A 19,711-nucleotide genomic window follows, 5' to 3' on the forward strand; every position below is an offset into this window, starting at 1 on the left:
TCACTTCACCCCCAAGTCGTTGTCGATGAACGCGAGGAGCTCGTCGGCGCCCAGCGCGCCGGCGGACGGCGTTTCGGCCGCCTCGCCGGGTCCGGTCCACTTGACGAGCAGGGCTTGCAGCCGCACGGTGATGGCCGTGCGGGCGTCGTCGTCGGAGGCCACCGCCGAGAGCAGGCTTTCCAGTTTCTCGATCTCGGCCAGCGCCGGGCGGGCGGCGGCGCCGTCGCCGAGCGCGGTGGCGACGAGGAACTCGGCGACCCGGGTGATCGTCGGGTGGTCGAAGACCAGCGTCGCGGGGAGCCGCAGGCCGGTGCGGGCTTCCAGCCGGTTGCGCAGTTCGACTGACGTGAGCGAGTCGAAGCCGAGGTCGGTGAAGCTGACGTCGGGCCCGACCGTCCCGTCGTGGCCGAGGACGGCCTCGACCTGCTTGCCGACCAGGCCGATCGCGACCGGCAGCCGTTCTTCGGCCGGCAGCGGCGCCAGCCGGGCGGCCAGGTCGCCGCCGGGTTCGACGGCGGCGGTGCGCCGCGCGGTGGTGGTGACCAGGCCGCGCAGAGCCGGCAGGAGCGGGTCCTGGCCGCGCAGCACGGCGAGGTCGAGCCGCAGGGCCGCGACCGCGGGCAGGCCGGTGCCCAAGGCGGTGTCGAACAGCGCGACGCCGTCCTCCGTGGACAGCGGGGGCAGGCCGGTGCGGTGCATCCGCGCGAGTTCGGCTTCGGTGAGCGTGCCTGCCATGCCGGTGTTCCACGCGCCCCAGGCGATCGAGACGGCGGCCTTGCCTTCGGCGGTCCGCTGGTGGGCGAGCGCGTCGAGGAAGGCGTTGGCGGCGGCGTAGTTCGCCTGGCCGGCGGCGCCGAGGGTGCCCGCGATCGAGGAGAAGAAGACCAGCGGGGTCTCGGGTGCGGTGAGTTCGTGCAGGTGCCACGCGGCGTCCACCTTCGGCGCGAACACGGTGTCGAGGCGGTCCGGGGTCAGTGCCCCGAGAACGCCGTCGTCGAGGACGCCCGCCGCGTGCACGACGGCCGTCGGCTCGGCCTCTTCCAGGACCTTCGCGAGCGCGTCCCGATCACTGACGTCGCAGGCCACGACCCGGGCTTCCGCCCCGAGTCCCGCCAGCTCGGCGACGAGGTCGGCGACACCCGGCGCGGCTTCCCCGCGTCGGCCGAGCAGCACCAGGTGCCGGACACCGCGTCCGGCGAGGTGCCGCGCGAACGTCGCCCCCAGCCCCCCAGTCCCGCCGGTGATGAGCACGGACTCCCCCAAGCCCGCACTTTCACGTGAAAGTGCGGGGGTCAGGCGGGCGGCGTGGAGGCGGCCGGCGCGCAGGGCGACCTGGGGTTCGGCGGCTGAGATGGCGCCCGCGACGGCGGTCTCCGGGATCTCGTCGACGTCCGAGTCGACGAGGACGATCCGGCCCGGGTGCTCCAGCTGGGCCGCGCGGAGCAGGCCCCAGACGGCGGCGTGGGCGAGGTCGACGTGCTCGGTGGGTTCGACGGCGACGCCGTGGCGGGTGACGACCACGAGGGTCGGCTCGTCGGCGCGGGCGCGCTGGACGTCCGCGAGCACCCGGGCCGTGACCGCGCGGACGGAGTCGGGCACCGGACCGGCCGGGGAAGGCACGCGGAGCAGCGTGACCGGGGGCAGCTCGGACGGGACCGGCGCTTCGGGCAGGGCGGGCCAGGTGAGCTGGTAGGCGGTCGGTGCCGGGGACGCCGGGGTGGGGACGGCTCGCAGGGACAGGGAGCGGACGGCGACCACCGGGGTGCCGTCCGGCGTGGTCGCGGTGACTTGGAGCCCGCCGTCGACCGGGGCGAGCCGGACCCGCAGCGACGTCGCCCCGGACGCCAGGAACGCCGCGCCCGACCAGCTGAAGGGCAGCCCGCCGCCGATCTCCAGCAGGGACGCTGCGTGCAGCGCGGAGTCCAGCAGCGCGGGGTGCACGACGAACCGCGCGGCGGCGTCGTGGTCGTCCTCGGCCAGCGAGACTTCGGCGTAGACGTCGTCGCCGTGCCGCCACGCCCGGGTCAGGCCCTGGAAAATCGGGCCGTACCCGAGGCCGCGGTCGGCCATCGTGTCGTAGAAGCCGTCCAGGGCAACGGCTTCCGCGCCCGCCGGTGGCCACTCCGGCCACGAGACGGCCGGTTCGTCCACAGGGGACACGAGCGTGCCGCTCGCGTGGCGGGTCCAGGCCGCGCCCGGCTCGCCCTCGTCGCGGGAGTAGACGCGCAGGGTGCGGACGCCGTCCTCCTCACCGCTGACGGCGACCTGGACGACGACCCGGCCGCCGTCCGGGACGACCAGCGGGGCTTCCAGCGTCAGTTCGCCGACGCGCGGGCACCCGGCCTGGTCGCCGGCGCGCACGGCCAGCTCCAGCAGCGCCGTTCCCGGGACCACGACGGCCCCGCCGACGGTGTGCCCGGCCAGCCACGGCTGGGCGGCGAGCGACAGCCGGCCGGTGAACAGCAGGCCGCCGGAGTCCGGCAGCTCGACCGCGGCACCGACCAGCGGGTGCCCGGCGGCCCAGAGCCCGGCCGCCGAGACGTCACCGGCCTGGGACAGCCCGCCGCCCGGCCAGATCCACTGGTGCTGGAAGGCGTAGGTGGGCAGCGGCACGGCCCGCGCGTCCGGCCCGAACACCGCGCGCCAGTCGAGGGCGACGCCGGACACGTGCAGCCGGCCGAGGGCCTCCACGACGGCATCGGCCTCGGACCGGTCGCGGCGCAGGAACGGGACCGCGAGGTGACCGGCGCCGAGGGATTCGGCGGCCATCGCGGACACCGTCGCGTCCGGGCCCAGCTCGGCGAACGCGGTGACGCCCAGCTCGGTCAGCCGCCGCACGGCGGGGCCGAACAGCACCGGTCGCCAGACCTGCTCGACCCAGTGGTCGGCCGACGCCAGCACCGACGCGGTGACGAGATCGCCGGTGACGGTCGAGACGATCGGCAGCGCGGGCTCCGAAAAGGTGATCCCGGCGACGACCTTGCGGAAGTCGTCGAGCATCGGCGTCATCAGCGGCGAGTGGAACGCGTGGCTGACGCGCAGCCGCCGCGTCTTGCGGCCGTCGGCGGCGAAGTGCGCGGCGATCTCCTCGACGCGGTGGGCGGCACCGGAGACGACGACCGACGCCGGCCCGTTGACCGCGGCCAGCGCGACCTCGTCCTCGCGGCCGGTCAGCAGCGGCCGGACCTCGGCTTCGGTGGCCTGCACGGCGATCATCGCGCCGCCGGACGGCAGCTGCTGCATGAGCCGGCCGCGCGCGGCGACCAGCGTGCAGGCGTCGTCGAGGCCGAACACCCCGGCAACGTGCGCGGCCGCGATCTCGCCGATCGAATGCCCGGCCAGGTACTCCGGCGTGATCCCCAACGAGCGGACCAGGTGGTACAGCGCGACTTCGAAGGCGAACAGCGCGGGCTGCGCGTACTGCGTCTCGTCGAGCGCGTCCGCGTCGTCGGCGAAGAGCAGCTCGCGCAGCGGGCGGTCCAGCTCCCGGTCGAGCCGCGCGAGCACGGTGTCGAGCGCTTCGGCGAACACCGGGAAGCGTTCGTACAGGTCACGGCCCATGCCGGCGCGCTGGCTGCCCTGCCCGGCGAAGAGGAACGCGGGCACCTGCTCCCCCGCCGTCCCGGTGACCAGCCCGGCGACACTTCCGCCACGGGCCAGTACCTCCAGGCGGGTCTCGAGGTCGGTCCGGGTTTCGCCGGTGACGACCGCCCGCTCGGCGAACGACGTCCGGGTGGTGGCCAGCGCGAACCCGATGTCGGCCGGGTTCGCGTCGCGGTGCCCGGCGAGGTGCGCGAGCAGCCGGGAAGCCTGCTCCCGCACGGCTTCCGGGGTGCGCCCGGACAGCGGCCAGGCCAGTACCGGCGGCGCCGGCTCGGCGCGCGGCGGGACCGGCGCGGACGGCGGAGCTTCGAGCACGGTGTGGGCGTTGGTGCCGCTGATGCCGAACGACGACACGGCGGCGCGGCGCGGGCGGCCGTGGTCGGGCCAGGCACGCGGCTCGGTGAGCAGCTCGATCGCGCCGCCCGACCAGTCGACGTGCGTCGACGGCTCGGTGACGTGCAGGGTGCGCGGCAGCGAGCCGGCCCGCATGGCCTGGACCACCTTGATGATCCCGGCGACGCCGGAGGCGGCCTGGGTGTGGCCGAGGTTCGACTTGACCGACCCGAGCAGCAGCGGCGTTTCCCGGTCGTGGCCGTAGGTGGCCAGCAGCGCCTGGGCTTCGATCGGGTCGCCGAGAGTGGTTCCGGTGCCGTGCGCCTCCACGACGTCGATGTCCGAAGTGGACAGACCGGAGGCGGCGAGGGCCTGGCGGATCACGCGTTGCTGGGCCGGGCCGTTCGGGGCGGTGAGGCCGTTGGACGCGCCGTCGGAGTTGACCGCGCTGCCGCGGACCACGGCGAGGATCTCGTGGCCGTTGCGCTTCGCGTCCGACATCCGTTCCAGCACGAGGATCCCGGCGCCTTCGGACCAGCCGACGCCGTCGGCGGTGTCCGAAAAGGACTTGCAACGGCCGTCGGCGGACAGGCCGCGCTGGCGGCTGAAGCCGATGAACGTGCTCGGCGTGGACATCACCGTGACGCCGCCGGCGAGGGCGAGAGAGCACTCCCCGTTCTGCAGGGCGCGGGCCGCGAGGTGCAGGGCGACCAGCGACGACGAACACGCCGTGTCGACCGTGAGCGTCGGGCCTTCCAGCCCGAACGCGTAGGCGACGCGGCCGGAGGCGACGCTGGGCGCGCTGCCGTTGCCCTGGTAGCCCTCGGTATCCGGGCTGCCCTGCAGCAGCAGGCCGTAATCGGAGTACATCACGCCGACGAACACGCCGGTCCGGGAGCCGCGCAGCGAGCGCGGGTCGACGCCGGTCCGCTCGACGGCCTCCCAGGAGACCTCCAGCAGCAGCCGCTGCTGGGCGTCGGTCGCGAGGGCTTCGCGGGGGCTCATCCCGAAGAACGCCGGGTCGAATTCGCCCGCCTCGTGCAGGAAGCCGCCGCGGCGGGTGTAAGACGTGCCGGGGTGGTCGGGGTCCGGGTGGTAGAGGCCGTCGACGTCCCAGCCGCGGTTGGCCGGGAAGTCGGTGACGGCGTCGACGCCCTGGTCCACGAGGGTCCAGAGGTCTTCGGGCGAGCCGACGCCGCCCGGGTAGCGGCAGCCCATGCCGACGATGACGACCGGGTCGCCGTCCACCGCGGCCGCCGTGGCGACCGGCTCGGGGACGTCGACCTCGCCGAGCAGGAACGCGGCCAGCTCGGCCGGGGTCGGGTAGTCGAAGGTGAGCGTGGCGGGCAGCCGCAACCCCGTGGCCGCGTCGAGGCGGTTGCGCAGTTCGACGGCGGTGAGCGAGTCGAAGCCCAGCTCGCGGAACGGCCGGTCGGCGGCGACTCCCGCGGTCCCGGTGTGCCCGAGCACCGCCGCGACCTGCGCGCGGACCAGGTCGAGCACGGCACGCGAACGCTCCGGGCCGCTGAGGCCGAGGAGGGGGCCGTCGAGCCGCGGGAGGTTGGCCGCGGCTTGCCGGGCGGGGGTGCGGACCAGGCCGCGCAGCAGGTGCGTGACCTCGGGCAACGCGCCGAGCGCGGCGAAGTCGAGCCGGACCGGCAGGACGGTGTCGAGCCCGCTGGCGCAGGCGGCGTCGAACAGCGCGAGGGCGTGGTCCGGTTCGAGCGCGGGCATGCCGGTGGCGGCCATCCGGCGCAGGTCGGCGTCGGTGAGGGTGGCGGTCATGCCGCCCGCGCGCGACCACGCGCCCCAGCCGAGCGAAAGCGCGTGCTGCCCCCGGGCCCGGCGGCGCCGGACGAGCGCGTCGAGGGCCGCGTTGGCCGCGGTGTAGTTCGCCTGCCCGGCCGCGCCGAACGTGCCCGCGACCGAGGAGTAGACGACGAACGCGGTCAGGTCGAGGTGGCGGGTCAGCTCGTCGAGGTGCCAGGCGGCGTCGAACTTGGGCGCCAGCACGGTGTCGAGCCGCTCGGGGGTGAGCGAGCCGAGGGTGCCGTCGTCGAGGACGCCGGCGGTGTGCACGACGGCGGACAGCTCGACGCCGTCCAGGACACGGGCCAGTTCGGCGCGGTCGGCGACGTCCGCCGCGCGGACGTCGACCTCGGCGCCCGCCGCGGTCAGCTCGGCGACCAGCTCGGCCGCGCCGGGCGCGCCGGGTCCGCGGCGGCTGACCAGCAGCAGCCGCCGGGCGCCGTGGGCGGTCACCAGGTGGCGGGCCAGCGTGGCGCCGAGCCCGCCGGTGCCGCCGGTGACGAGCACGGTGCCTTCGTCCCACTTCGGCGGGACGACGTCGTCGGCGTGGGGGACGCGGGCGAGCCGGGCGGCGCTGATCTCGCCGTCCCGCACGATGGTCTGCGGTTCGCCGGACGCCACCACGGCGGGCAGCGCGGCGAGGGACTCCGGCGCGTCGTCCACATCGGACAGGAAGAACCGGCCCGGGTGTTCTCGTTGCGCCGAACGGACGAGTCCCCAGACGGCCGCGGCGGCAGGATCGTCCATTCCGGACGTGACGAACACCAGCTTGGAGTCCTCCGAGGACTGCAGCACCGCCAGCGCGTCGGCAGTCGCGGCACGCACCCCCTCGGGTCCGGCGGCCGCGACGTGGTGGACGGCGAACTCGGCTTCCTCGGCCGGGCGCGGGACCGGGACCCAGTCGAGGCGGTAGAGCGAGTCGACGGGCCGGGTCCGGGCCGGGGCCGCGGGGCGCAGCACGAGCGAGCCGACCGAGGCGACCGGATCACCGGCCGCGTCGCGCAGTTCGATGGCGACGGAGTCCTCGCCGAGGCGGGTCAGCTTGGCCCGCACGACCGCCGCGCCTCCCGCGTGGAGCGTGACGTCGCTCCAGGCGAACGGGAGACGGCCACCGGCCACATCGGTCAACCCGGCGTGCTCGGCGGCGTGTAAGACGGCGTCCAGCAGGGCCGGGTGCAGCCCGAAGGCGGCCGCGTCCCGCTCGGCTTCCTCGGGCAGCACGACGTCGGCGTACACCGCCTCGGGGGTGCGCCAGACGGCCTTGAGCCCGCGGAACAGCGGCCCGTAGGCGAACCCTCCGGAGGCGAGGCGCTCGTAGAAGCCTTCCAGCGCAACGGCTTCGGCTTCCGGCGGCGGCCAGGCGGACGAGTCGTCCGGGGTGGCCGCGCCGGTGCCGAGGCGGCCGCTCGCGTGCCGCGTCCACGGCTGCTCGCCGCCACCCGCCGGGCTGGAGTACACGGCCAGGGCCCGCTCGCCGGCGGCACCGGCCGGGCCGACGACGACCTGGAGCCGCACCGCGCCGTCGGACGGCAGGACCAGCGGGACTTCGAGGGTCAGCTCGTCGACGCGGGCGCAGCCCGCCCGGTCGGCGGCGCGGATCGCGAGGTCGAGGTAGGCGGTGCCGGGCAGCAGGGCCGCGCCGAGCACGAAGTGGCCGGCCAGCCACGGCTGCGTGCGCAGCGACAGCTGGGCGGTGAACAGGAACCCGCCGGAGTCCGGCAGCTCGACGCCGGCGCCGAGCAAGGGGTGCCGGGCCGCGTCGAGCCCGGCGGCACCGAGGTCGCCGGGCACCGCGCCGGACGTGCGCGGCCAGTGGCGTTCGCGCTGGAACGGGTAGGTCGGCAGGTCCGGGCCGGGACCACCGGCCGGGCCGAAGAACGCGGGCCAGCCGACCCGCACGCCGGCGACGTGCAGGCGGCCGAGCGCCGTCACGAACGCGGTCTCCTCGGGCTGGTCGCGGCGCAGCAGCGGGACGCAGGCGACGCCGGAGCCGAGGACCTCGCTCGCGGCGGCGGACAGCGACCCGTCCGGGCCCAGCTCGACGACGGCGGCCGCGTCCTGTTCGCCGAGCACGCGGACGGCGTCGGCGAAGCGGACAGGCTCGCGGACGTGCGCGAGCCAGTACTCCGGCGTGCGCGGGTCGGCGAGTGCACCGGTCACCGTGGACACGATCGGCAGCCGCGGCTCGCCGAACTCCAGGCCCGCCAGCACTTCGGCGAAATCGTCGAGCATCGGGTCCATCAGCGGCGAGTGGAACGCGTGGCTGACCGCGAGGCGCCGGACGTGGTGCCCGGCGTCCTCGAGCGCGTCCGTGGTCCGCGTGACGGCGGCTTCGGTCCCGGCGACCACGACCGCGCGCGGCCCGTTGACCGCGGCGATCGTCACGCCCTCGGCCAGGAACTCGCGGACTTCGGCTTCGGGCGCGCGAACCGCGGCCATCGCACCCCCGGCCGGGAGCGCGGCCATCAGGCGGCCGCGGGCGGCGACGAGCGTGCACGCGTCCTTCAGGGACAGTACCCCGGCGACGTGAGCGGCGGCGATCTCGCCGACGGAGTGCCCGGCGAGCCAGGACGGCTTGACGCCCAACGATTCCAGCAGCTGGTACTGCGCGACGCCGAGGGCGAAGATCGCCGGTTGCGTCCAGTCGGTGCGGTCGAGCAGCGTGCCGTCCTCGGCGAAGACGACGTCCCGCAGCGGCAGGTCCAGCTGGGCGCAGACGGCGTCGAAGGCTTCGGCGAACACCGGGAACCGCTGGTACAGCTCGGATCCCATGCCCGGCCGTTGCGCGCCTTGCCCGGCGAAGACGAACGCGGCCTTGGCGCGGGCCCGCGCGGGGGTCGCGACCGGCGTCTCGGCGAGCGCGGCCAGCTGGTCGAGAGGATCGCCGACGAGGGCCGCGCGGTACGGGAACGCGGTGCGGGTGGTGGCGAGCGCGCGGGCGATCCCGGCCGGGGCGCGGTCGGCCAGGAGCGCGTGCAGCCGGGCGGCCTGCGCGGACAACGCCTGGGGCGTGCGCGCGGACAGCAGCAGCGGCGCGACCGGCGGCTCATCGACGACCGCGGGTTCGAAAACCGGGGCCTGTTCGAGGATCGCGTGCGCGTTGGTGCCGCTCAGCCCGAACGACGAGACGCCCGCACGACGCGGCCGGCCGGACTCGGGCCAGGCGCGGTGCTCGGTGAGCACGCGCACCGCGCCCGCGGTCCAGTCGACGCGGGTCGACGGCTCGTCGACGTGCAGCGTCTTCGGCAGCTCGCCGTGCCGCAGCGCGAGGACCATCTTGATGATCCCGGCGACCCCGGCCGCCGCCTGGGTGTGGCCGAGGTTGGACTTGACGGCGCCGAGCCACAGCGGTTCTTCGCGGTCACGGCCGTAGGTGGCCAGCAGGGCCTGCGCTTCGATCGGGTCGCCGAGCACGGTGCCGGTGCCGTGCGCTTCCACCGCGTCCACGTCCGATGTGGACAGTCCGGCGTCGGCGAGTGCCTGGCGGATCACGCGTTGCTGGGCGGGCCCGTTGGGGGCGGTGAGGCCGTTGGACGCGCCGTCGGAGTTGACGGCGGTGCCCCGGACCACCGCGAGCACCGGGTGGCCCTGTTCCCGCGCGGCCGAAAGCCGTTCCACGACGAGGATCCCGGCGCCTTCGGACCAGCCCGTGCCGTCGGCGGCCTCGGCGAACGGCTTGCAGCGGCCGTCCGCGGCGAGGCCGCCCTGCCGGGCGAACTCGGCGAAGGAATTGGGCGTGGCCATGATCGTGACGCCGCCGGCGAGCGCGGTCGTGCACTCCCCGCGGCGCAGGGCCTGCGCCGCCCAGTGCAGCGCGACCATGGACGACGAGCACGCGGTGTCGACGGTGACCGACGGGCCTTCCAGCCCGAGCGTGTAGGACAGCCGTCCGGAAAGGACACTGGCGGTGGTGCCGGTGGCCAGGTGGCCTTGGACGTCCTCACCCGAGGTGGCCAGCAAGGTGCCGTAGTCCTGGCCGTTGGTGCCGACGAACACGCCGGTGTCGCCACCGTGCAGTGTCGCCGGGTCGATCCCGGCGCGTTCGAGGGCCTCCCAGGACACTTCCAGCAGCAGCCGCTGCTGCGGGTCCATCGCCAATGCCTCGCGCGGCGAGATGCCGAAGAAGTCGGCGTCGAAGTCGGTGACGCCGTCGAGGAAACCGCCGGTCAGCGCGTACTCGTAGCCGGAGGCGAGGGTGGCGAGGTCCCAGCCGCGGTCCTCGGGGAAGCCGGTGATGCCGTCCTCGCCGCCGGCAAGGAGGCGCCAGAAGTCGTCGGGGCCCCGGACGCCGCCGGGGAACCGGCAGCCGATGCCGACGATGACGATCGGGTCGTCGTCGGCCGCCGCACGCATCGGCGCGGCCGCTTCGACGAGCGTCCCGGCGAGTTCGCCGAGCAGGTGGCGGGTGAGGATCTCCGGGGTCGGGTGGTCGAACACCAGCGACGGCGGCAGGTCCAGCCCGGTCGCCAGCGCGACGACGTTGCGCAGCTCGACGGCGGTGAGCGAGTCGAAGCCGAGGTCGCGGAAGGCGCGGTCGGGCGCCACTCCCCCGGTGCCGCTGTGGCCGAGGACCAGCGCGACCTGCTCCAGCAGCAGCCCGAGCAGGAAGTCGAACCGGTCGTCCTCGGGGACGGCGGCGAGCCGGGCGCGCAGCTCTTCGTCCCCGCGCGGGGCCTCGACGCGTGCGGCGGCCGGGATGCCGCCGAGCAGCGGGCCGGGGCGCAGCACCTGCGCGTAGCGGGTCCAGTCGATGTCGGCGACGACGACGGTGGTGTCCGCCAGCACCCGGTCCAGGGCGGCGGCCGCGCGTTCCGGGGCGAGCGGGGTGAGACCACCGCGGCGGGCCCGGTCGGCGACGGCGGGGTCGGCGGCGAGCATGCCGCCGCCGGCCCACGGGCCCCAGGCGATGGCCGTCGCGGGGAGGCCGAGGCCGCGGCGGTGCTCGGCGAGGGCGTCGAGGGTGGCGTTGGCCGCCGCGTACGCCGCCTGGCCGGCCGAGCCGAAGGTGCCCGCGACGGACGAGAACAGCACGAAACTGCGCAGGTCGGCGGTCAGTTCGTGCAGGTTCCACGCGGCCTCCGCCTTGGCGCGGTACCCGGCTGCGAAGCGGTCCGGGGTGAGCGTGTCGAGGACGCCGTCGTCGAGGACACCGGCGGTGTGCACGACGTCGGTCAGGTCCGGGATCCCGGCCAGGACAGCGGCGAGGGCGTCCCGGTCGGCGGCGTCGCAGGCGGTGATGGTGACGTCGGAGCCGAGCTCGGTGAGTTCGCGGCGGAGTTCGTCCGCGCCCGGGGCGCCGGGGCCGCGGCGGCTCAGCAGGACCAGGGTGCGACCGGCCTTGGCGAGGCGGCGCGCGACTTCGGCACCGAGCGCGCCGGTACCACCCGTAATGAGCGTGGTTCCGTCACCGCGCTCGGGGGCGCGGCCGGGTGCCGGGGGCGCGGCGACGACCCGGCGGCCGAACAGCCCGGCCGCGCGGATCGCCAGCTGGTCCTCACCGCCGGCGCCGGTCAGGGCGGCGGCCAGGCGGCGCGGGACCTCGGCGTCCAGCTCCGCGGGCAGGTCGACGAGACCGCCCCAGCGCTGCGGGAGTTCGAGCGCGGCGGCACGGCCGAGGCCCCAGACGGCGGCCTGCGCGGGCCGGGCCACCGGGTCACCCGGCGACACCGCGACGGCCTCGCGGGTCACCGACCACAGTGGCGTGTTCCCTAGCGCCCGCAGCAGCGTGGCCGTGGCGGTGAGCCCGGCCGGGACACCCGGGAAGCCGGTTTCGTCCAGTGCCAGCAGGGACAGCACGTGGTCGAACTCGCGCTCGCGCAGGCGGTCGCCGATGGTGTCGTCGAAGACCACGGGCTCGCCGTCGAAGTACCCGGCGACGGTGGTGACCCACGGGTCGGCGGCCAGCGCGGCCGGGACGACCACGAGCCACGAGCCGGTGCCGGGACGGGCCGCGCTGACCGGGACCCACGTCGCTTTGTAGCGCCATCTGTCCACAACGGACTCTTCGTGACGCGAACGACGGTAGGAGGACAACGCGGGCAGCAGCGCGCCCACCGAAGCGTCGTCGACGTCGAGGCGGGCGGCCAGTCCCACGGCGTCACCCCGGTCGACGGCGGCCCAGAACTCGGCGTCGGCCGTCCCGCCGGTGGGTGCGGCGGCCGAGGGCCAGAACCACTCGTGCTGGAACGCGTACGTGGGCAACGGAACCCGGCGGGCGCCGGTCCCGGCGAAGAAGGCGGACCAGTCGATCCGGACGCCGGAGACGTGCAGCTGCCCGACGGCGCCGACCAGGGTCTCGACGTCGTCGCGGCCGCGGCGGGCCACCGGGATACCGCCGGTCAGGGTGGACAAGACCGCGTCCGGGCCGATTTCGACGACCAGCCCGGCTTCCCGCAGCTGCTCGGCGGTGGCGGCGAACCGGACCGGTTCCCGGACGTGCGCGACCCAGCGTTCCGGGTCGGTGACGTCGCCCTCGGCGAGCATCGGCACGGCGGGCGCGTCGAAGGTCAGGTCCGCGACGGCCTCGCGGAAGGCGGGCAGCATCGGGTCCATCAGCGGCGAGTGGAACGCGTGCGACACGGTGAGCCGCTTGGTGTCCGCGAAGTTCTCCGCCGCGGCGAGCACGGCGGCTTCGACCCCGGACAGCACGACCGAATCCGGGCCGTTGACCGCCGCGAGCGCGACCTCGTCGCTCAGGTACGGCGTGACTTCTTCCTCGGTGGCGCGGACGGCGACCATCACACCGCCCGGCTCGAGGTCCTGCATCAGGGACGCGCGGGCGGTGACCAGCGCGCAGGCGTCCGCCAGCGACAGCACGCCGGCCACGTGCGCGGCGGCGATCTCGCCGACGGAGTGGCCGCCGACGAAGTCCGGCCGGATCCCCCACGAGCCCAGCAACCGGACGAGTGCGACCTCGACCGCGAACAGCGCGGGCTGCGCGAACCCCGTCCGCGCCAGCGCCTCGGCGTCCTCGCCCCAGAGGACGTCGCGCACCCGCGGGTCCAGCCGGTCGAGCACGGCGTCGAGCGCGGCGGCGTAAGCCGGGAAGGCGTCGTAGAGGCCGCGGGTCATGCCGGGCCGCTGGGCACCCTGGCCGGTGAAGACGAACGCGACCTTCGGGGCGCCCTTCGCCTCACCGGTGGTGACCAGTGGCGACGGGCGGCCCTCGGCGAGCGCGGCGAGCCCCTCGGCGGTGAAGGCGACGGCGCGGTGGTCGAACGCCGAGCGCGTCGTGGCCAGGGAGTACCCGAGGTCGACCGGGTCCGCGGTGATGTCCCGGAGCCGGGCCGCCTGCGCACGCAGGGCTTCCGGCGTCCGTCCACTGAGGACCAGCGGAACGCATGGCAGCTCACGCTCGGCTTCGTCGCGGGCGGGGATGACGACGGGCGGTTCTTCGATGATGGCGTGGGCGTTGGTGCCGCTGATGCCGAACGACGAGACCCCGGCCCGGCGCGGGCGGCCGGCTTCGGCAGGCCACGGCCGCGCGTCGGTGAGCAGCTCGACGTTCCCGGCGGCCCACTCGACGTGCGTCGACGGTTCGGTGACGTGCAGCGTGCGCGGCAGGGTGCCGTGGCGCATCGCCTGCACGACCTTGATGATCCCGGCGACACCCGCGGCGGCCTGGGCGTGCCCGATGTTGGACTTGATCGAGCCGAGCAGCAACGGGTTTTCCCGGTCCTGGCCGTAGGTGGCGAGCAGGGCCTGCGCCTCGATCGGGTCGCCCAGCGTGGTGCCGGTGCCGTGCGCTTCGACGACGTCGACGTCCTTCGTGGACAGTCCGGACGCGGCGAGTGCCTGGCGGATCACGCGTTGCTGCGACGGGCCGTTCGGCGCGGTCAGGCCGTTGGACGCGCCGTCGGAGTTGACCGCGCTGCCGCGGACGACCGCGAGGATCTCGTGGCCGTTGCGGCGCGCGTCCGACATCCTTTCCAGCACCAGGATCCCGGCGCCCTCGGACCAGCCGACGCCGTCGGCGCTGTCCGAAAAGGACTTGCAGCGGCCGTCGGCGGCGATGCCGCGCTGGCGGCTGGAGGCGACGAACGAGCCGGGGGTCGACATGACCGTGACCCCGCCGGCCAGCGCGAGGGAGCACTCGCCTTGCCGGAGTGCTTGCGCGGCCCAGTGCAGCGCGACCAGCGACGACGAGCACGCGGTGTCGACCGTGACGGTCGGCCCTTCGAGGCCCATCGTGTACGCGATCCGGCCGGACGCGACGCTGGGCGCGCTGCCGTTGCCCTGGTAGGCCTCGGCTTCCGGGCTGCCCTGCAGCAGCATCCCGTAGTCCGAGTACATCACGCCGACGAACACGCCGGTCCGGGAACCGCGCAGCGACACCGGGTCGACGCCCGCGCGTTCCACGGCTTCCCACGACACTTCGAGCAGCAGCCGTTGCTGCGAGTCGGTGGCAAGCGCTTCCCGCGGGCTCATCCCGAAGAACGCCGGGTCGAACTCCCCCGCCTCGTGCAGGAACCCGCCGTGGCGCGTGTAGGACGTGCCGGGGTGGTCGGGGTCCGGGTGGTAGAGACCCTCGACGTCCCAGCCGCGGTTGACCGGGAAGCCGGACACCGCGTCGACGCCGTCTTCGACCAGCCGCCACAGGTCTTCGGGCGAGCCGACGCCGCCCGGGTAGCGGCAGCCCATGCCGACGATGACGATCGGGTCGTCGGTCACCGGCCGCACAGACACCGACGTGTCTTCGGTGACCGTCCCGGACAGCTCCCGGTCCAGGTACGCGGAAAGCGCTTCCGGTGTCGGGTAGTCGAAGACGAGGGTGGCGGGCAGGCGCAGGCCGGTCGCCGCGTCGAGGCGGTTGCGCAGCTCGACGGCGGTCAGCGAGTCGAACCCGAGGTCCTTGAATGCGCTCCGGCCGTCGACGGTGTCGGTCGCCGCGTAGCCGAGCACGAGCCCGGCCTCGGTGCGCACCAGGTCTTCCAGCGCCCGGGCGCGGTCGGCTTCGGGGAGCCCGCCGAGCCGGTCGGCCAGCGCGGACGCGGGGCGGCTCGCGCCCGGTGCGGCACCGCCGGGCACGAGCCCGCGCAGCAACGCCGGGACACCCGGGCGGCCGCGCAGGGCGCCGACGTCCACGCGCATCGGCAGGACCGCCGGTTCGGCCTCGCCCAGTGCCGCGTCGAACAGCGCCAGTCCCTCGGCCGGGTCGAGCGGGGGCAGGCCCGCCGCGGCGAGACGGCGGTGGTCCGCGTCGGACAGCCGGGCCGCCATGCCGGCGTCCCCGGCCCAGGCGCCCCAGGCCAGCGACTGCGCGGGCAGTCCTTCGGCGCGACGCCGTTGCGCGAGGGCGTCGAGGTAGGCGTTGGCGGCCGCGTAGGTGGCCTGCCCCGGGCTGCCGAGCACGCCGGCGGCCGAGGAGAACAGGACGAAGGCGCCGAGGTCGCCGGTCAGCTCGTGCAGGTTCCAGGCCGCGTCGGCCTTCGCGCGGAGAACCGTCGCGATGCGTTCGGGGGTAAGGGTTTCGACGACGCCGTCATCCAGGACCCCGGCCGCGTGCACGACCGCGCCGACCGGGTGCTCGGCCAGCAGCGCGGCGAGGGCGTCGCGGTCGGCGGCGTCGCAGGCGGCGATGGTGACGTCGGCGCCGAGCGCGGTCAGCTCTTCGCGGAGTTCGGGCGCGCCCGGGGTGTCGGGGCCGCGGCGGCCGACGAGCAGCAGGCTGCGGACGCCGTGAGTGGTGACCAGGTGCTTCGCGACCAGGCCGCCGAGCCCGCCGGTGCCGCCGGTGACCAGGACGGTGGCGCCGTCCGGGAAGTGCGCGGCCGGGCCGTCGCCGACCGGGAGGCGCGCCAGCCGCGGCAGGACGATCCCGCCGTCGCGCAGGGCGGCCTGGGCTTCGCCGGAGTCGAGGACGCGCTGCAACGGCGCGGTGAGGTGCTCGGGTTCGTCGACGTCGACGAGGACGAACCGGTCGGGGTGCTCGGCCTGTGCCGAGCGGACCAGGCCCCAGACCGCCGCGGCGGCCGGGTCGACGAGGTCGCCCGCGGCGGCCGGGACGGCGTGCGAGGTGACGAAGACCAGGCGCGACCGGGCGAAGTCCGGCTCGGCGATCCAGGTCCGCAGCAGTTCGAGGGCCCACGAGGTGGCCGCGTGCGCGGCTGCCGCGTCGCCGTCGCCGGAGGGCACCGGGGCGAGGACGACGGACGGGACCCCGCCGATCCGGACGGTCGCGAGGTCGGGGAAGACGGCCGGGGTGGCGAACCCCAGCCCGGTGCCGAGGACGACCCAGTCGGCGTCGTCGGCGGGCTGGGTGACGGCGACCGCGGGCGCGGGTGTCCACACCGGACGGAAGAGGGCTTCGTGCCGGGTCGCGCGCAGTTCCCCGGCGGCGACCGGGCGGAACGCCAGCGCGTCGGCGGCCAGCACGGGCGTGCCCGCGGGATCGGTGACGGCGAGCGCGACGGCGTTCTCCCCGACCGGGGTGAGCCGGGCGCGCAGGGTGGTGGCGTGGGCGGGCTGCACGCCGACGCCGGTCCACGAGAACGGCAGGCCCTCGCGGCCTTCGAGGTGCGCGGAGGCGTGCAGGACGGCGTCCAGCAGCGCCGGGTGCAGGCCGAACGACGCGGCTTCGGTCTCGTGTTCCGGCGGGAGCGCGACTTCGGCCAGTACCTCGTCGCCGAGCCGCCAGGCCGCGCGCAGGCCCTGGAACGCCGGGCCGTAGCCGAGGCCCTGCTCGGCCAGGTCCGCGTAGAAGCCGGTCAGGTCCAGGGGTTCGGCGCCGGCGGGCGGCCACTCCCCCGGCAGGACCGCGGCGGGCGCGCCGCCGACCCCGAGCCGGCCGGAAGCGTGCCGCACCCAGGTTTCCTCCTGCTGGGAGTAGACGCTGACCGAGCGGCTGCCGTCCTCGGCGGCGGGACCGGCGACGACCTGCACGCGCACGCCCCCGGACGCGGGCAGCACGAGCGGCGCCGCGAAGGTCAGCTCTTCGACGCGGGCGCAGCCGACCTGCGCGCCGGCCCGGCCCGCCAGTTCGAGGAACGCCGTGCCGGGCAGGAGTTTCGTCCCGAGGATCTCGTGCTGGCCGAGCCACGCCTGCCGCCGCACGGACAGCTCGCCGGCGAACAGGAAGCCGCCGGACTCGGGCAGCTCGACGGCCGCGCCGAGCAGCGGGTGCCCGGCCGGGTCGAGCCCGGCCTGGCCGAGGTCGCCGCCGGTGCCGCCTTCGAGCCAGTAGGTGCGACGCTGGAAGGCGTAGGTGGGCAGGTCGACGACGCGGGCGCCGGTGCCGTCGTGCCACGCCGTCCAGTCGAAGGCGCCGCCGCGGACGTGCCAGCGGGCGAGCGCCGAAAGCAGCGTCGTGGTTTCGTCGCGGCCGCGGCGGGCGGTGGGGATGCAGTCGGTGTCCGGGCCGGTCAGCTCGGCGGTCATCGCCGAGAGCGTCGCGTCCGGGCCGACTTCGAGGAACGTGGTGACGCCGCGGCCGGTCAGGTCGGCCACGGTGTCGGCGTAGCGGACGGTGTCGCGCACATGTCGCACCCAGTAGTCCACAGTGGACACATCGCCGTTCGCGATCATCGGGAGCGACGGCTCGGCGAAGGTCAGGGTTTCCAGCACCGCGCGGAAGTCGTCGAGCATCGGGTCCATCAGCGGCGAGTGGAACGCGTGGCTCACCGCGAGCCGCTTGGTCTTCCCGAAGCGCGCGGCGAGGGCGAGGACCGCGTCCTCGGCGCCGGACACGACCACCGCGTCCGGACCGTTGACGGCCGCGATCGAGACGTCTTCGGGGAGCAACGGGAGGACGTCGGCTTCGGCGGCCTGGATCGCGACCATGGCGCCACCGGCGGGCAGCGCCCGCATCAGGCGGCCGCGGGCTTCGACGAGCTTGACCGCGTCGGGCAGGGACAGCACCCCGGCGACGTGGGCGGCGGCGATCTCGCCGACCGAATGCCCGGCGACGAAGTCCGGGCGCACGCCCAGGGATTCGAGCAGGCGGAAGAGCGCGACCTCGAAGGCGAACAGCGCGGGCTGCGCCACCCCGGTGTCGTCCACACCGGACTCTTCGGGCAGGTCGAGGAGTGCGAGGATCTCCGCGCGGGCCTGGGTGAACACCGGGAAGTCCAGCGTGTCGCCCATGCCGGCGCGCTGGGAACCCTGGCCGGTGAACAGGAACGCCGACGAGCCGGGGTGCCCGGCCGAGCCGGTGTGCACGCCGGGGGCGGCGGCCGACGTGGCGAGCGCGTGCAGCCCGGTGAGCAGCTCGTCGCGGCCCGCGCCGGTGACCACGGCGCGGTGCGGGAAGGCGACGCGCGTGGCCGCGAGGGAGTGCGCGACGTCGAGCGGGGTGTGCTCCGGGCGGGCGTCGAGGTGGGCCAGCAGGCGGGCGGCCTGCTCGCGCAGCGCGTCCGGGGTGCGACCGGACACCGGCCACAGGTACCCGGCCGGTTCCCGGCGTTCGACGGCTTCGACCGGTTCGGGCACCGGCTGCTCGAGGATCAGGTGCGCGTTGGTCCCGCTGATGCCGAACGACGAAACGGCCGCGCGGCGCGGTTTCCCGGTGTCCGGCCACGGCCGCGGCTCGGTCAGCAGCGAGACCCGCCCGGCGGTCCAGTCCACATGGGACGTCGGCGCGTCGACGTGCAGGGTCCGCGGCAGGACGCCGTGGCGCATGGCCTGGATGGTCTTGATGACGCCGCCGACACCGGCCGCGGACTGCGTGTGCCCGACGTTCGACTTGAACGACCCGAGCCACAGCGGCTCGCCCGCCCGCTCGCGGCCGTAGGTGGCCAGCAGCGCCTGCGCCTCGATGGGGTCGCCCAGCACGGTGCCGGTGCCGTGGGCCTCGACGGCGTCGATGTCGTCGGTGGTCAGCCCGGCGTTTTCCAGCGCCTGGCGGATCACGCGCTGCTGGGAGGGGCCGTTGGGGGCGGTGAGGCCGTTGGAGGCGCCGTCGGAGTTGACCGCGGAGCCGCGGATGACGGCGAGCACCTCGTGGCCGTTGCGGCGGGCGTCGGACAGCCGTTCCAGCAGCAGGAGCCCGGCGCCTTCGGAGAACCCGGCGCCGTCGGCGGCCTCGGCGAAGGACTTGCAGCGGCCGTCGGAGGCGAGGCCGCCCTGGCGGTCGAACTCGCCGTAGAGGCCCGGGGTGGCCATCACCGCGACGCCGCCGGCGAGGGCGAAGGAGCACTCCCGGGCCCGCAGCGCGCGGGCGGCCCAGTGCAGCGCGACCAGCGACGACGAGCACGCCGTGTCGACGGTGACGGCGGGGCCTTCGAGGCCGTAGAAGTAGGCGATGCGGCCGGAGATGACCGAGGATTCGGTGCCGGTGACGAGGTAGCCCTCGACGCCGTCGGGCAGCGCGGCGAGCCCGCGGCCGTACCCCATGGACCCGGCGCCGACGAAGACGCCGCCGGTGCCGCCCTCGACCTCGCGCGGGTCGATGCCGGCGCGTTCGAAGGCTTCCCAGGCCAGCTCGAGGACGATCCGCTGCTGCGGGTCCATGGCCAGCGCCTCGCGCGGCGAGATGCCGAAGAAGGCGGGGTCGAAGTCCCCGGCGCGGTGCAGGAACCCGCCCTGGTGGGGCGAATCCGGCCAGCCGCGGCCCTCGGGGAACCCGGTGACGGCGTCGACGCCGTCGTCGACGAGCCGCCACAGGTCCTCGGGCGACTGCACGCCACCCGGGTACCGGCAGCTCATGGCGACCACGGCGACCGGTTCGGCCGCCGCGGCGAGCAGCGTGGTGTTCTGCCGCCGCAGCTGCTTGTTCTCCTGCACGGCGACGCGCAGTGCTTCGACGACTCGATCCGACCCGGCCGGCATAGACATCTCCAGGGTGAGCGTGTTCTTACCCGGGTGACGCCACCGCGACGGCGTTCGGCGCCGAGCGACGTCCACTTGCCGGGGAGTCAACCGCACCCCCAGCAGGGAAACCCCCAGACTTGCCCCTCGGCCTGCGGCCCGCACCGGCGCACGCCGAAAGCGGCACTTTCGTGGGGAAAGTGCCGCCTCCGCGAGCCCGGGG

General features: G+C 75.4%; 1 protein-coding gene. It reads right to left on the reverse strand.

Features of this window, described 5'->3' with window-relative positions; genetic code table 11:
- Entirely contained in the window at positions 1 to 19,464 is a 19,464-nt protein-coding gene (locus EIY87_RS20085; protein ID WP_404800070.1) for a type I polyketide synthase, read from the reverse strand.
- Between the last annotated feature and the right edge of the window lie 247 nt (positions 19,465 to 19,711).

Origin of the sequence: Amycolatopsis eburnea, assembly GCF_003937945.1 — a bacterium.
GTDB lineage: Bacteria > Actinomycetota > Actinomycetes > Mycobacteriales > Pseudonocardiaceae > Amycolatopsis > Amycolatopsis eburnea.